This window comes from Pseudomonadaceae bacterium SI-3, assembly GCA_004010935.1.
Taxonomy (GTDB): Bacteria; Pseudomonadota; Gammaproteobacteria; order Pseudomonadales; family Pseudomonadaceae; genus Stutzerimonas.
The window spans coordinates 2,969,277-2,985,317 of record CP026511.1; the positions used below are offsets into that span (position 1 = coordinate 2,969,277).

The window sequence follows — 16,041 nt, forward strand, 5'->3', positions numbered from 1 at the left end:
AACCTGAGTCAGGTATCCCGGCTCGCACCGAACCCCTTCCGGACGGTGTGCGCTTCGTATGGCAAAGGTTCCCCTCAGCATGACCGATCCCACCCCTTCGCTCCGCCCTGACGCCAAAGCCTGGGTCGCCGGCAGCGACGCGCCAGAAAAGCATGTCGTGAACCTTGGTTTCATGGCGTTGACCGATGCTGCATCATTGATCGTCGCCGCCACCCAGGGCTTTGCCCAGCCCTACGGCCTCACGCTCAACCTGCAACGGCAGAGTTCCTGGTCCAGCGTGCGAGACAAACTCGTCGAAGGCGAACTGGATGCCGCTCATGGGCTTTACGGGCTGATATACGCCGTGCATCTGGGCATCGGAGGCGGTGCACCGAAGGACATGGCGGTGCTGATGGGGCTGGCGCAAAACGGTCAGAGCATCAGCCTCTCCCGTGAGCTGAAGGCCGCCGGCGTGACCGATCCCGATGCGCTCGGCAGATGCGTGCGCCAGAGTGGTGCAAAACTCACCCTCGCGCAGACATTTCCAACCGGTACTCATGCACTCTGGCTCTACTACTGGCTGGCCGCCTACGGCATTCACCCGTTGGCCGACGTGCGCACGCTGGTGGTGCCGCCGTCCTTGATGGTGGCCCATTTACGGGCGCGTCGCATCGATGGTTTCTGCGCCGGCGAGCCTTGGGGGGCGCAGGCCATTGAAGAAGACATGGGCTTCACCATCGCGACCAGCCAATCGATCTGGCCGGACCATCCGGAAAAAGTGCTCGGCTGCACGCGAGAGTTCGTCGATCAGTACCCCAATACCGCTCGTGCGCTGGTCATGGCCATCCTCGAGGCCAGCCGTTTCATAGACGAGAGCCAGGAAAACCGCCGCAGCACCGCACAGCTGATCGCCGGTAGCGACTATGTCGATGCGCCCGTTGCGGCCATCGAGCCGCGTTTTCTCGGTCAATATGAAGACGGCCTCGGCCATGCCTGGCTGGACAAGCACCCGCTGCGCTTCTTTGGCAACGGCGAAGTGAACATGCCCTACCACTCCGACGGCCTCTGGTTCATGACTCAGCTACGCCGTTGGGGCCTGCTGCGTGAAGATCCGGACTATCTCGCCGTGGCGCAAAGCGTGCAGCAGACCAGCCTCTACCGTGACGCGGCGACTGCCTTGAACATCCCTGTGCCCGACTCACCCATGCGCAACGCCATTCTCATGGACGGCAGTCGCTGGGATGGCAGCGATCCGGCGGGTTACGCACGCAGCTTCGCGTTGCATGCTCTGGCCGGCACCGCACTGCACCCCAAGCCTTGAAAAGGGAGACTGTCATGCTTCGCGTTCTCCTGATCGACGATACCCCGCGCAAGGTCGGCCGCTTGCGCAGCGCTCTGATCGAAGCCGGATTCGAGGTGATAGAGGAATCCGGTCTGACCATCGACCTGCCCGAACGGGTCGAGGCGATTCGCCCGGATGTGGTGCTGATCGACACCGACTCCCCCGGCCGCGACGTAATGGAACAAGTGGTGATGGTCAGCCGTGACCAGCCGCGACCCATCGTCATGTTCACCGACGACAACAACCCCAACGCGATGCGCCAGGCCATCCGCGCCGGCGTCAGCGCCTATATCGTCGAAGGCATCCAGGCCCAGCGGCTGAAACCGATCCTCGACGTGGCCATGGCCCGCTTCGAAAGTGACCAGGCGATCCGTGCGCAACTGCACGCGCGCGACCAGCAACTGGTCGAGCGCAAGCGCATCGAACTCGCCAAGGGCATGCTGATGAAGATGCGCAGCTGCAACGAGGAAGAGGCCTACACCCTGATGCGCCGCCAGGCCATGAGCCGCCAGCAAAAGCTGATTCAGGTGGCTGAACAGATCATTGCGATGAACGACCTGCTGGGGCAGTAACCTGCGGCGGCGTTTCGGCCCTCTCCTAGCGTTAGCCTAGCCAAATGGCCGAATAAATTCGGCCGTGCAACACCATGCCGGGTGTCAGGTAAGAGCCCAGTGCTGAGGCTTGCACTAAGCGTCCCTCGTACGGATTTGTTCGCTTCTCAAACCACGCGGTTCTGGGCCGAACCGCACTGCCCTCGCCCCCGCAACAACGCCTAGACAGCCAAGCCCACTTTTCGCCTCGATGAGCAGCACACCTGCGCTCCGTTCAAACGAACCAAAACGGAGCCAAGGGGTGCGCTGGCTGCACGCCTATCGCGCCGAACCGAGTTGCAGCGTGCCGAGACGGCGGCAAGCCGCCCATGACTGGATCGATACGCAAATCATTGTATTGATTGATCTTTTTGATTTTTCATCGTCTTGAATCCCGGTATCGCGCGAACTGGCCTGCCCCTTGCAAACCCTCTGTTACCACGTCTTCGGGTCGCCAACGGCGGTGATCGGGACGAATTGACAAAGGCGTCAACGGTGCTCGCTCTGCTCATGCAGAGGGTGCGTCCGTTACGCCTTTTTTTCGTTTCGCGATTGAGGGAAGAATCATGCGCAAGACTCGCCGTACGCTGCTGAAAACACTGGTTGCCAGCCTCGGATGCTCTGCCCTGCTGCAATTGGTACCGATGACCGCCTGGGCTGCCGAACCGGAGAAAGAAGAGCTGAAGCTTGGCTTCATCAAGCTCACTGACATGGCGCCCCTGGCCATCGCCTACGAAAAGGGCTTTTTCGAAGATGAGGGCCTCTATGTCACGCTCGAAGCTCAAGCCAACTGGAAGGTGTTGCTGGACCGTGTCATCGACGGTGAGCTGGACGGCGCGCACATGCTCTCCGGCCAGCCGATCGGCGCCACCATCGGCTTTGGCACCAAGGCCGACATCATCACGGCCTTCACCATGGACCTCAATGGCAATGCCATCACGATGTCTAACGCCGTCTGGGAGCAGATGAAACCCAACGTGCCCATGGTCGATGGCAAACCGCAGCATCCGATCAAGGCCGACGCGTTGAAGCCGGTGATCGAGCAGCTCAACGCCAGCGGCAAGTCCTTCAACCTGGGCATGGTGTTCCCGGTCTCCACCCACAATTACGAGCTGCGCTACTGGCTCGCCGCTGGCGGCATTCATCCCGGCTACTACGCACCGAACAAGGGCGACATCAGCGGCCAGATCGACGCCCAAGCCTTGCTCTCGGTAACGCCGCCGCCGCAGATGCCGTCAACCATGGAAGCCGGCACCATCCATGGCTACAGCGTCGGCGAGCCGTGGAACCAGCAGGCGGTTTTCAAGGGTATCGGTGTACCAGTGGTGGCCGATTACGCGATCCGCAAGAACATGTCGGAAAAAGTCTTCGGCGTCTCCAAGGCCTGGGCCGAAGCCAACCCGGAAACTCACAAACGGCTGGTCAAGGCGCTGATTCGAGCCGGCAAGTGGCTCGATGAAGACAACAACGCCAACCGCCAGGAAGCAGTGGAAATACTCTCGCGGCCCGAGTACGTCGGTGCCGATGCCAAGGTGATCGCCAATTCCATGACCGGCACCTTCGAGTTCGAAAAAGGCGACAAGCGCGAGGTGCCGGACTTCAACGTCTTCTTCCGTTACCACGCCACCTACCCCTACTACTCCGACGCCATCTGGTACCTGACTCAGATGCGCCGCTGGGGCCAGATCGCCGAAGCCAAGCCGGACAGCTGGTATCTGGAGACCGCCAAACAGGTCTATCGCCCCGACATCTACCGCGAAGCCGCCGCCGCGCTGATTGAGGATGGCCTACTCACTGCGGACGACTTTCCCGCAGCCGATGAAGACGGCATCCGCGAGCCGCTGGCCGACACCATTGATGGCATCACCTACGACGGCCACACGCCCAACGCCTATCTCGAACAGTTCGCGATCGGCCTGAAAGGCGATACCACCCTCTGACCCCGCCACCAGGGAGCCGTTGCGGCTCCCGATACCCGGAGAGGACACGTCGATGAGCAATCCAGCCGTCGCAAAAAACATCAAGCAAACGCTCGAGGCCGGCCGTCAGGCCCGGCTCAAGCGCTGGCTGCCGCAGGTAATCATGCCGCTGGTGGGCATTCTGGCCTTCCTGCTGTTCTGGCAGCTGGTGGCGACCAATATCCAGACTAGCCTCGGCCAGTTTCCAGGGCCCAGCCAGGTAGCCGAGCAGTTCAACGGGCTGGTCGATGCGCATCTTCAATCGCGGGAGAAAGCCGATGCCTTCTACCAGCGCCAAGAGGAACGCAACGCCGCCAAGTTGGCGAAGAACCCGGACGCCGATGTGAAGATTCGCTCTTACACCGGCAAGCCGACCTTCTTCGAGCAGATCTTCACCAGCCTCTACACGGTGATGACCGGCTTTGCCATTGCCTCGCTGATCGCCGTGCCGCTGGGCATCGTCTGCGGGCTGAGCAAGACGGTGTACAGCGCCGTCAATCCGCTGATCCAGATCTTCAAGCCGGTGTCGCCGCTGGCCTGGCTGCCTCTGGTGACCATGGTGGTCAGCGCCGTCTATGTCAGTGACGACCCGCTGGTGGCGAAATCCTTCGTCACCTCGGCCATCACCGTCGCGCTGTGCTGCCTGTGGCCCACGGTGATCAACACCACGGTGGGCGTCGCCAACCTCGATAAGGATCTGCAGAACGTCAGCCGCGTGCTGCGTCTGTCACCACTTAGTCACGTGCGTCGCATCGTCCTGCCCGCTGCCATTCCGATGATCTTCACCGGCCTGCGCCTGTCGCTGGCAACCGGTTGGATGGTGCTGATCGCTGCGGAAATGCTGGCGCAGAACCCCGGCCTCGGCAAATTCATCTGGGACGAGTTCCAGAACGGCAGCTCCAACTCACTCGGCCGGATCATGGTCGCAGTGATCGTCATCGGCCTGATCGGCTTCGCCTTGGATCGCATCATGCTGATGCTCCAGCGCCGCGTGAGCTGGGACAAGAACGCAGACCTGCGCTGAGGAAACCACGATGAACCCTACCCATCTCGAACTCACCGGCGTCGGTATCAGCTTCCCCACCGACAAGGGCCTCTACTGCGCCCTGCAGAACGTCAATCTGCGCATCGCCAAAGGCGAATTCGTTTCGCTGATCGGTCACTCCGGCTGCGGCAAGTCGACGGTGCTGAATATCGTCGCTGGCCTCTATCAGGCCACCACCGGCGGCGTGATCCTCGACGGCCGAGAGGTCAACGAGCCCGGCCCGGAGCGCGCCGTGGTGTTCCAGAACCACAGCTTGCTGCCCTGGCTTTCCTGCTATGAGAACGTCGAACTGGCGGTGCGCCAAGTCTTCAAGGGCCAGAAGAACAGACGTGAAATGCGCGACTGGATCGAGCACAACCTCGAACTGGTGCACATGACCTACGCCCGCGACAAGCGCCCCAGCGAGATCTCCGGCGGCATGAAGCAGCGCATCGGCATCGCCCGCGCGCTGGCCATGCAACCCAAGGTGCTGCTGATGGACGAGCCCTTCGGCGCGCTCGACGCGCTGACTCGTGCGCACCTGCAGGACTCGCTGATGGAGATCCATGCCGACCTCGGTAACACAGTGATCATGATCACCCACGACGTCGACGAGGCCGTCCTGCTCTCCGACCGTATCGTGATGATGACCAATGGCCCCTCGGCCACCATCGGCGACATCCTGCGTGTTGAGCTCCCGCATCCACGCGACCGCATGACGTTGGCACACGACGCCCAGTACCACGCTTACCGCGCGCAAGTCCTCGAGTTCCTCTACCAGCGTCAGCAGCGGCCCGCGGCATGACCGCCACACGGCTCAGTTTTGCCTTGAATGGCGCGCCGCGCCGACACTTTTCGTATCAATGAAGTTGCTCGCGAAGCGAGTTCAGTTCGAGCTCGCACAGCCCTCAGCAAATCGAACCGGAATCAACGACATGGACAGAGCATTGATCGGGACCAGCCAGACGACAGAAGGCTTCAAAGCGGAGCCAGGCACTGCGATAAACCAGCACCTGGACTGGCTGCTGCTGGCCGCCTGGGCGGGCGCCTGTCTCGCAGCCCTCTGGCAGCAGCCGCTGCTGTCGCTGACGCTCGGTTGCGTTGCCGGAGGCATGCAACTCGGCCAGCAGCGCAAACGGCGCGCAAGCCAGCGTCATAGCGACCACCTGTTGAGGCTGCTTGGCCGGCAACAGCGCCTCAGCGAGCCGCGCGAGGATCTGGTCGCCGCTTTCAGTGCCCAGTCGCTGCGCAGCGAACGTCTGCGCAGCGAGGTGCAATTCGCCAGTGATGCTCTGGAGCGCATGGCCGGGGCAGCCGAGCACAGCAGCATCGACCAGGGTCAGCGCGTCCTGGCAATCAGTGACGCCAGCAAAGCGCTGAGCGACAACCTCGCGCGTGTCGACACGCTGGGCCAGCAAGCCATGCAGGCCTTTGCCGAAAGCCATCGTGACAGCCAAGCCGGTCGCGACCGCGCTCTGACTGTCAGCCATTCGATGAGCGATGTCCGCGAAAGCATGCAACGCACCGCCGATGCGGTCGGCCAGCTGCTTCTGGACACCGCCGCGGTGGGCAACGCCGCGTTAAGCATCCAGAACGTCGCCAAACAAACCCAGCTGCTCGCCTTGAATGCCTCGATCGAAGCCGCGCGCGCCGGCGAGCATGGCCGCGGCTTTGCAGTCGTCGCTGACGAGGTTCGTCAGTTGGCGCTGACCAGCGACCGGGCCGCTCAGGACATCACCCGTGTGGTTGCAACCACAGGCGCTGCTGTCCGCCGTGTGGAAGTCGAGGTCGTTCAGCATCAGCAGTTGCTCGAGCAAAGCGGCCAGCAGAGCAGCGCGCTGGCGACCGAACTCGATCAGTTGGCGCGACGCAGTCAGCAGAGCCTCGCCGAACTCGACCATTTGCATGCGGCCCTTGATGAACAGCGCAACAGCAATCACCTGCTTCGCGTCCAGCTTGAGCACGTCGAAACAGGCGTCGATCAGCAGCGCGCCCAGGCCGAAGAACTGCACAGCCTGACCCTCTATCTCACCCGCCTCAGCCGTACGGAAGCCTGACCATGGAAGTATCAATTGCCCTGACCCTGGCTGCCTGCCTAGTCCTGCTTGGCAACCATCTGAGCCGCGTCGCGGCCGAGCGGCATCGCAAACGAATCAGCACCACCGACGTCCAGGCGCTGCAGCAGGCGCTGGAAGTTCTACAGTTCGTCCAGAAGCATCGCGGCCTCGGTGGTCAACGGGATGCCTCGGCAGCAACGCAGCGCCTGGAAGTGGCTGGCCGGCTCGACCGGCTCTGGCAGGAATGGAATGGCGACGAAAACCGCCCCGCGATGCGCGCGCTGTGGCAGCAGGTTCGCCCGAACCCGGCCGACTTCGAGCCGCACTGCATCCTCATCGAACAGGTGCTCGAGAGCATTCACGTACTGGAGCTGCGCCTGGCCTACCAGGGCAATCCACAGGTCACCGGCCTATGCGAAGCCTGCCGCGCACTGGAAGACCTTGGCCGGTTGCGCGGCCTCGCGGTGCGTGCGGCCAATTTCGACACCTGCCCGCTGGATATGCAGATCCAAATGCGCTACCTGTGCCAGCGACTGGCCGACCCGATTGGCGGCAAGACGCTGAGCAGCCTCATCGAACACCTGGAGCAGAACCTGATCAATGCGCCGCGAATCAACCTCGCGCCGGCCGAATGCTACGCGTTGATCACGCCGATTATTGATGAGCGCCTGCAGGGTATTCGCCATAGCATCGCCTAATAGGTATGACAGCAAAGGGCGCGGCCTCTTGAGACGATTGTCGGACTTGGGCCTGGTCGGCGGACGCGTACAATCCGCGTCCCGCACGTTGCGCTGAAACGGCGCCACGCATCCAGCCCACGAGAGCACCATGGCCCGCCTGACTCTGCAGTTTCCAGAAGACCAGTTCTGTTTCACCACCCAACTGACGGTACGTATCACCGATATCAACGCCGGCAACCACCTGGCGAACGACTCGATGATCTCGATGATTTCAGAGGCCCGCGCGCGCTTCCTGTTTGCCTATGGCATCGCCGAGACCAACAAGGACGGTGGTGGAATTATCGTCACCGACCTGGCCACCACCTACAAAGCCGAAGCCCATGCACGGGATGCCTTGTTGTTCGAGGTCGGCGTCATGGATTTCAACAAGTACGGTGGCGACATCACCTTCCGTATTACCCGGCCGGCCGATGGCACCCTGATTGCCATGGCCAAATCCGGCTTCGTTTTTTACGACTATTCGCAAAGCCGTGTCGTCGCCATGCCTGACGCATTTGCCACCAAATTCCCGCGGGTCAACCGGATCAATTAGCCCAACATTCGCCATCGCCGAGCTGCAGCAGTCGCTGCACATCCTCGCGATGGCAGAGCTCGGTACCGGGGCGCATCACGGTGGCGGTCCCGGCGGCGATACCGTAGCGCACAGCCTCGTCCAAGCTGCTCCCTTCGGCGAGCGCCAGCACGATGGCACCGAGCATGCTGTCGCCTGCGCCTACCGCACTGACCACCGGAACCTGGGGCGAGCTCAGCCGCTGCAATTGCTCGCCGCAAGCCACCAGCGCCCCTTCCGCGCCCAGCGAGAGCACAATCATTTGCGCACAACCGTTCGCCATCAGGCCGCGTAGCGCTTGCTCCTGTTCCACTTCGCTCGTGATCGCGCGACCCACCAGAGTCGACAGCTCGTTGAGGCTCGGTTTCAGCAGGTATGCACCGCCCCGGCCTGCAGCGTATGCCAGGGGCTCGCCGGACAGGTCGACGACCAGCCTGGCACCGATGCGTCGCGTCAGTCTGAGCAGATCATCGTAGAACGTAAGCGTCACACCCGGCGGAAAGCTCCCGCTCAGCACCAGATACCTCGGCGCTGGATCCAGCGAGGCCAATGCGTCGAGGCAGCGGGTCAGCTCATCTGAGGACAATGAAGGGCCAGGCAGCACGAAACGGTACTGCAGCCCAGTCTCGAACTCGTCCACCGTGAAACTTTCACGCGTGTCGCCAACGATCGGAACGGGGCGGTGCGCCAGGCCCAGCTGATCCAGCGCACGCGTGAGCAGATCACCGAACGGACCGCCTGCGGGATAGATGGCCACCGCATCGCCCCCCAGCGTATCGACCACCCGCGCGACGTTGATCCCTCCGCCGCCCGGGTCATGGCGCGGCAGCGAGCAGCGCAACTTCTCGGTGCTGGTCACCCGCGTAGTGCTGACGGACAGATCCATTGCCGGGTTCAGGGTCAGGGTGGCAATAACGGGCATCGATCACTCCTCGAAGCTTTGCAGGCCAAGCCTAGCAGCCCCCGAGAGGGTAAAGACATTCACCAAAGCACTGCCCCGAAATGGCGCTCATCGCACAACGGTTGTGCAGCCGACGCCGGCCGGGCGGGCGTGCCCAGCATCACTACTACGTAAAACGCGGCCGCCAGCAGACTGGCACGCTAGGTGCTTGGCTCTCGGCACGGTAGGCCAACGGCGGTCTCCACGTTATGACAAAGGCGTCGCAACATTCCTGCTCCGGCAGGCGTGCTGCGGCGCCTTTTTGTTTTCGCCTCGAAGCTGGGGCGGCCTCTTTTGCACTAGATGAATGCCTGGAGCCTACCCGATGAATACCAGTTTCTGGAAAGCCGGCCACACCCCGACACTGTTCTCCGCCTTTCTCTATTTCGACTTGAGTTTCATGGTCTGGTACGTGCTCGGCCCCATGGGCGTGCAGATCGCCGCCGACCTGGGGCTGACTACGCAACAGCGTGCCTTCATGGTCGCCACACCCATTCTCTCCGGTGCCGTGCTCAGACTGGTGCTGGGCATGCTGGCCGATCGCACCTCACCGAAGACCGCAGGGTTGTTCGGCCAGGTCGTGGTGATCGCCGCCTTGTTCATCGCCTGGCTGCATGGCATTCACAGCTATGAGCAAGCGCTGCTGCTCGGCCTGTTCCTCGGCATGGCCGGCGCTTCGTTCGCCGTGGCGCTACCCCTGGCCTCGCAGTGGTATCCGCCGCAGCATCAGGGCAAAGCAATGGGTATCGCCGGAGCGGGTAATTCCGGCACGGTGCTCGCGGCGCTGTTCGCACCGGTACTGGCCACGATGTTCGGCTGGAGCAACGTGTTCGGTCTGGCACTGATTCCGCTGGTGCTGACGCTGATCATCTTTGCCTCGCTCGCCAAGAATGCGCCGAACCGCCCTGCGCCGAAGTCCTTCGCCGATTACATGAAGGCACTGGGCGATCGCGACAGCTGGTGGTTCATGTTCTTCTACAGCGTGACCTTCGGCGGCTTCCTTGGCCTGGCCAGCACCCTCCCCGGCTACTTTCACGACCAGTACGCCTTCGACCCGGTCAAGGCCGGTTATTACACGGCTGCCTGCGTATTCGCCGGCAGCCTGCTGCGCCCGTTGGGCGGTGCACTGGCGGACCGCATCGGCGGTATTCGCTCGCTGCTGGTGATGTACACCGTCGCCGCGGCGTGCCTGTTCGTGGTTGGCTTCAACCTGCCAAGCTCGACGGCGGCGCTGGCGCTATTCGTTGTCGCCATGCTCAGCCTGGGTGCTGGCAATGGCGCGGTGTTCCAACTGGTGCCGCAGCGCTTCAACAAGGAAATTGGCGTGATGACCGGACTGGTCGGCATGGCCGGTGGCATAGGCGGCTTCCTGCTCACCGCAGGCCTGGGCGCCGTCAAGCAGGCCACCGGTGACTACCAGATGGGCCTGTGGCTGTTCGCCAGCCTCGGTGCGCTGGCCTGGTTCGGGCTCTATGGTGTCAAGCGTCGCTGGAGAACCACCTGGGGTTCCGCTGCGATGACCGCCGCACGCGTCTGAGTTCGAATACGCTGACTACAAGGCAGGCCCCCCGACCTGCCTTTACCGTTCACTTGGCGTGCCTTTGGAGTAGTCCCTCATGCCGTTGCAGCTCTCGTTTGGCGAAGCCACCGCAACCGGCCCGCGTGAGGAGAATCAGGACGCGCTGCGGATCGTCACACCAACGCCGGGGCTCGCCGCGAGCAAGGGTGCGCTGTTCGCGATTGCTGACGGCGTCAGCCAGTGCGCTGATGGCGGCCTTGCCGCTCGGGCCACCTTGCAGGCGTTGGCCACCGACTACTACGCCACGCCGGAGACCTGGACTGTCGCGCAGTCCCTTGACCGGCTGCTGGTCGCCCACAATCGCTGGCTGCAGGCCAACGGTGGCGGGCAGCCGCTGCTGACCACGCTGACCGCACTGGTGCTGCGCGGCCGTCGCTTCACACTCGCCCATGTCGGCGACTGTCGCGCCTATCGCTGGCTCGATGGCGAGCTGCAGCGACTCAGCGAGGACCACGTGTGGGAACAGCCGAACATGCAGCACGTGCTCAAGCGTGCCATGGGCCTGGACCAGCATCTGGTGGTGGATTACCTCGACGGCGAACTGCGCCTCGGCGAATCCTTTTTGCTGCTGAGTGATGGTGTCTGGGCCAGCATTACCGAAGGCGATATCCGGAATGTGCTCAGCGCCGAACCTGATCTGACCAGCGTGGCTAGGGCGCTGGTCCATCTAGCCCACCAGACCGGCAGCCAGGACAACGCCAGCGCCCTGCTGCTGCGGGTCGACGAACTGCCGGAAGCGGCATTGGCCGATTCGCTCGCACAGCTGGCAGATTGGCTGTTGCCACCCAAGCTACGCCCCGGCCAGGTGTTCGAAGGCTGGACCGTCGACTCGCTGCTGGCCGAATCGCGCCAGTCACTGGTCTACCGCGTGAGCGATCAGCAGGGTCAGCCCTGGTTGCTGAAAACGCTGCCGGCCAGCCGCGACGATGAACCCGAAGCCGGGCCAGCCCTGCTGCAGGAAGAGTGGTTTTTGCGCCGCGTCGCAGGTCGTGCCTTTCCCGAAGTCCACGGACTGCCGCAGCGCCAGCACCTGTACTACGTGCAGCGTGAATACCGTGGCCAGACCCTCGCCCAGCAATTCTGTCAGCAGGGCCCGCTGGCACTGACCGATTGGCTGCAGATGGCCCCATGCCTGGTCCGAGCATTGGGCATGCTGCACCGGCGCAACATCCTGCACCGCGATATCAAGCCCGAGAATCTGCATCTGGATGACAAGGGCGAGTTGCGCCTGCTGGATTTCGGCCTCGCCTATTGCCCAGGTTTGTCCCGAGACCTGCCGCATCATCTTCCGGGCACCCCAAGCTACATCGCGCCCGAGGCCTTTAGCGGCGAAGCGCCGAGCCGGGAGCAGGACCTCTATGCGGCAGGCGTCACCCTCTACTTCCTGCTGACCGGCCGTTTTCCCTATGGCGAAGTCGAGGCTTTCCAGCGGCCCCGTTTCGGCAGCCCTGTGCCAGCAAACCGGTATCGCCCTGATCTGCCCCAGTGGCTGGATGACATGCTCAGGCGCGCCGTCGCGGTTGACCCCTCGCAGCGCTTCGAAACCGCGGAAGAATGGCTGCTGACCTTGGAACAGGGGGAGCGGCTGGCCAGCAACACGGCAACACTACCGCTGCTGGAACGCGAACCGCTGAAGGTCTGGCGTGGGCTGGCCCTGATTTCACTGCTGCTGAACATGATGCTGCTGGTCTGGCTGGCGAAAGGCAGCTAACCAATCACCTTGCGATCAGACCGACACGCGCCGGACGATCAAACCTTGCCGGGCCACACGCGTCAGTTGCCGCACGCAGTCTTCGAGACGTTCAGCGCTCGGCGCCTGGATCACGGCCATATCGAAACTGTTCGATGCAAAGTGCGCCAGCGACTCATCGACCCCGGTGAACTGAACCTGAAAGGCACGCGGCCTGCCCCAGCGCTTCGGCCAGCCGTCGAGATAGCGCAACAGCGAGGGTTGATGGCTACCGCCAAGGAGGATTTTCGGGTTGCTGCGGACCAGCCCACTGGTGATAGGGGCCAAACGTAGAGGGGCGCGTTGCAGTGCATTCATTGGGAGAAGTCCCGCCTCGAAAATTCCGCTGGGCAGCGGTGGGAGGCGACACCGAACCAGCGCTTTAGCGGTATTTCGAAGCCTTGGCTCCAGGCGCCCCGCAAGTAGCTGACTAAATCGGCGCATGGGCGAAACAATAGAAAAGCGGGCCGGCGGCTGTCAACGGTCAATTTCGCCATGCAGCCCGCGGATCCCTCCGTGATGGTGGGCTGAAGCCCACCCTACGGGTCTCAACCACCGAAAGCCGTCACGACACACGGCCTCAATGCGTAGGGTGGGCTTCAGCCCACCAAAAAGACTCGCAGCAGTCCTCCGACGCACCAGTACTGCGCAGCTTGCTATATAGGGGTGCAGCTGCAAGTCGCTTCGGCCCGGTTGCGCAGGCTTGGCGAAACGATAAGACAACGCAGCATTACGTGCGCCTGTACCGGTTCGCTCCGTGCCAGGCGCCCGTCAGTGCTGGGCTGCGCGACGAAGACGTTGTGCAGGGCGACATGCGCGCTACGGCTGACCGCGGCCAGCCGCTGAACCGCGATCAGGTTGGCACAGCCTCTGCATTGTCAGGCTTACATCAAGCCGGACCTTCAACGTGGAGGGTCAGGCTCCGAATACGGAAAACAAGGACAAAGGCGTCCTCACTGGGAGATCAGTGGGACGCCTTTTTCGTTGTTGGATATTTCAACGGCATGGCCCGACAGCATTCAGCGCGCCGGCCCGGCACGGAGAACAGCATGAAGAAACTCAAGCTGGTGATGATTGGCAATGGCATGGCCGGGGTTCGCACCCTTGAAGAGTTGCTCAAGCTCGCCCCTGAGCTCTACGACATCACGGTGTTCGGTGCTGAGCCCCATCCGAACTACAACCGCATCCTGCTTTCCCCCGTATTGGCCGGCGAACAGACCTTCGAGGAAATCGTGCTCAACGATCTCAGCTGGTACGCCGAAAACAACATTCGTCTGATGCTCAACCGCAAGGTGGTCGAGATCGACCGCGCCAAGCGCCGCGTGATCGCCGAAGACGGCAGCGAGGCCGAGTACGACCGCCTGCTGATCGCCACCGGCTCAAACCCCTTCATCCTGCCGATCCCGGGCAACCAGCTCGACGGCGTGATCGGCTACCGCGACATTGCTGACACCCAGAAGATGATGGACACCGCCAAGACCCACAAGCACGCCGTGGTCATCGGCGGTGGCTTGCTCGGACTGGAAGCGGCCAATGGCCTGAAGCTGCGCGGCATGGAGGTCACCGTAGTGCATATCGGCGAATGGCCGATGGAGCGTCAGCTCGACAAGACAGCCGGCACCCTGCTGCAGCAGGCACTGGAAGCCCGTGGGCTCAACTTCAAGATGCAGAAGCAGACCGCCGAGCTGATCGGCAACGATCAGGGCCGAGTACGAGCCGTGCGTTTCGCCGATGACGAAGTGATTGACGCGGATCTGGTGGTGATGGCCGCTGGCATCCGTCCCAACAGCGAACTCGCTGAACAGTCTGGAATTCCCTGCAACCGCGGCATCCTGGTCAATGACACCCTGCAAACCTACGACCCGCGTGTCTATGCAGTTGGTGAATGCGCCAGTCATCGCGGCACCGCCTACGGACTGGTGGCGCCGCTGTTCGAGCAGGCCAAGGTCTGCGCAAACCATCTGGCAATGCTGGGTTTCTCGCGTTACCTGGGATCGGTGACGTCGACCAAGCTGAAGGTCACCGGCATCGACCTGTTCTCCGCAGGCGATTTCCTCGGCGGCGAAGGCACCGAAACCATCACCCTCTCCGACCCCATCGGCGGCGTGTACAAGAAGCTGGTGATCAAGGACAACATCCTCGTCGGGGCCTGCCTGTACGGCGACACCGCGGACGGTGGCTGGTACTTCCGTCAGGTGCGCGAAGGCCATAACGTCAGCGAAATCCGCGATCACCTGATGTTCGGCGAAGGTGCCATCGGCGACACCGGTCACCAGGGCCAGAACAAGGCCATGGCGATGCCCGACAGCATGGAAGTCTGCGGATGCAATGGCGTGTGCAAAGGCGAGATCGTCAAGGCGATACAGGAGCACGGGCTGTTCTCGGTCGACGATGTGAAAAAGCACACCAAGGCCGCCAGTTCCTGCGGCTCCTGCGCTGGGCTGGTGGAACAGATTCTGATGAGTACCGTCGGCGGCGCTGCGGACGTGAAACCGAAAAGTGAAAAAGCCATCTGCGGCTGCAGTGACCTGAACCACGGCCAAGTGCGCAAGGCCATTGTCGACGAACACCTGATCAGCATCCCGGCGGTGATGAGCTATCTGAACTGGCGCACGCCCAACGGCTGCGCCACCTGCCGCCCGGCCCTGAACTATTACTTGATCTCTTCATGGCCCGGCGAAGCCAAGGACGATCCACAGTCGCGCTTCATCAACGAGCGCGCCCACGCCAATATCCAGAAGGACGGAACCTATTCAGTCGTCCCGCGGATGTTCGGCGGCGTGACCAATGCCGCCGAGCTGCGCCGCATCGCTGACGTCGCCGACAAGTACCAGGTGCCGATGGTGAAGGTCACCGGCGGCCAGCGCATCGACCTGCTGGGCATCAAGAAGGATGACCTGCCAAACGTCTGGAAGGACCTAGACATGCCCGATGGCCACGCCTACGGCAAATCCATTCGCACGGTAAAGACCTGCGTCGGCAAGGAGTTCTGCCGTTTCGGCACTCAGAATTCGACCGGGCTGGGCATCGATCTGGAGAAGGCACTGTTCGGGATGTACTCGCCGCACAAGGTCAAGCTGGCCGTCTCCGCCTGCCCGCGCAACTGCGCCGAATCCGGTATCAAGGACGTCGGCATCATCGGCGTCGATTCCGGCTGGGAGCTGTACGTCGGTGGCAACGGCGGCATCAAGACCGAGGCCGGCGAGTTTTTCGTCAAGGTCAAGACCGCCGAGGAAGTCGCCGAATACAGCTTCGCCTTTCTCCAGCTCTACCGCGAGGAAGGCTTCTACCTCGAACGCACCGTGCACTACATGCAGCGCGTCGGCTTGGAATACATCAAGAAAATAGTTCTGGAAGACGAAACCCGGCGCAAGGCGCTGGCCCAGCGGCTGATGTTCTCGCTGAGTTTCGAGGGCGATGGCTGGAAGAAGGCCATCGCCGAGCAATCGTTGAAGAAAGAATACGAAACCATCCAGTTGGCCCAGATCGAGCCCGCGTGACGATTCGCCGCCACCGGAAAGCTGCTTGATCAACCGAATTGCGAGGAAACAAC

Annotated in this window: 13 protein-coding genes; 11 read left to right on the forward strand and 2 right to left on the reverse strand. The window is 62.4% G+C overall.

The window, feature by feature from the left end; all coding sequences use genetic code 11:
- Positions 1 to 79 precede the first annotated feature (79 nt).
- The 8 genes from C1896_13845 to C1896_13880 all read left to right on the forward strand — a co-directional run bounded on the left by C1896_13845 (position 80) and on the right by C1896_13880 (position 8,222).
- On the forward strand, positions 80 to 1,300 hold the full coding sequence (locus tag C1896_13845; protein AZZ47676.1) for a nitrate transporter: 1,221 nt from the start codon (positions 80 to 82) through the stop codon (positions 1,298 to 1,300).
- 14 nt (positions 1,301 to 1,314) lie between these two features.
- Positions 1,315 to 1,893, forward strand: a complete 579-nt coding sequence (locus C1896_13850; protein AZZ45883.1) for a response regulator — start codon at positions 1,315 to 1,317, stop codon at positions 1,891 to 1,893.
- 584 nt (positions 1,894 to 2,477) lie between these two features.
- Entirely contained in the window at positions 2,478 to 3,851 is a 1,374-nt protein-coding gene (locus C1896_13855) for a nitrate ABC transporter substrate-binding protein (protein ID AZZ45884.1), read from the forward strand.
- 52 nt (positions 3,852 to 3,903) lie between these two features.
- Positions 3,904 to 4,893 (forward strand): nitrate ABC transporter permease, encoded by a 990-nt coding sequence (locus C1896_13860; protein AZZ45885.1) that lies wholly within the window; start codon positions 3,904 to 3,906, stop codon positions 4,891 to 4,893.
- Between the two features lie 10 nt (positions 4,894 to 4,903).
- Positions 4,904 to 5,698, forward strand: coding sequence for a bacitracin ABC transporter ATP-binding protein (locus C1896_13865; protein ID AZZ45886.1), 795 nt, complete (start codon positions 4,904 to 4,906; stop codon positions 5,696 to 5,698).
- Between the two features lie 58 nt (positions 5,699 to 5,756).
- Entirely contained in the window at positions 5,757 to 6,950 is a 1,194-nt protein-coding gene (locus C1896_13870; GenBank protein ID AZZ45887.1) for a chemotaxis protein, read from the forward strand.
- A 2-nt stretch (positions 6,951 to 6,952) separates the two neighbouring features.
- Positions 6,953 to 7,648, forward strand: coding sequence for a hypothetical protein (locus tag C1896_13875; protein ID AZZ45888.1), 696 nt, complete (start codon positions 6,953 to 6,955; stop codon positions 7,646 to 7,648).
- Between the two features lie 130 nt (positions 7,649 to 7,778).
- A complete protein-coding gene (locus tag C1896_13880; GenBank protein AZZ45889.1) occupies positions 7,779 to 8,222 on the forward strand; it encodes a thioesterase in 444 nt (147 codons plus the stop codon).
- Here the strand turns inward: C1896_13880 and C1896_13885 are convergent.
- On the reverse strand, positions 8,215 to 9,162 hold the full coding sequence (locus tag C1896_13885) for a phosphofructokinase (GenBank protein AZZ45890.1): 948 nt from the start codon (positions 9,160 to 9,162) through the stop codon (positions 8,215 to 8,217). The genes C1896_13880 and C1896_13885 overlap by 8 nt on opposite strands.
- A 343-nt stretch (positions 9,163 to 9,505) precedes the next feature.
- Between C1896_13885 and C1896_13890 the strand changes: the two genes are divergently transcribed.
- Both C1896_13890 and C1896_13895 read left to right on the forward strand, forming a co-directional pair.
- Positions 9,506 to 10,717 carry a NarK family nitrate/nitrite MFS transporter gene (locus C1896_13890; protein AZZ45891.1) on the forward strand — a complete coding sequence of 404 codons (1,212 nt, stop codon included), beginning with the start codon at positions 9,506 to 9,508 and terminating at the stop codon, positions 10,715 to 10,717.
- 79 nt (positions 10,718 to 10,796) lie between these two features.
- Positions 10,797 to 12,470, forward strand: coding sequence for a protein kinase (locus C1896_13895; GenBank protein ID AZZ45892.1), 1,674 nt, complete (start codon positions 10,797 to 10,799; stop codon positions 12,468 to 12,470).
- A 15-nt stretch (positions 12,471 to 12,485) separates the two neighbouring features.
- On the opposite strand, the gene C1896_13900 is transcribed toward C1896_13895, so the two are convergent.
- Positions 12,486 to 12,806, reverse strand: coding sequence for a hypothetical protein (locus C1896_13900; GenBank protein AZZ45893.1), 321 nt, complete (start codon positions 12,804 to 12,806; stop codon positions 12,486 to 12,488).
- A gap of 731 nt (positions 12,807 to 13,537) precedes the next feature.
- On the opposite strand from C1896_13900, the gene C1896_13905 reads away from it, so the two are divergent.
- Entirely contained in the window at positions 13,538 to 15,988 is a 2,451-nt protein-coding gene (locus tag C1896_13905; GenBank protein AZZ45894.1) for a nitrite reductase large subunit, read from the forward strand.
- The last annotated feature ends 53 nt before the right edge of the window (positions 15,989 to 16,041 follow it).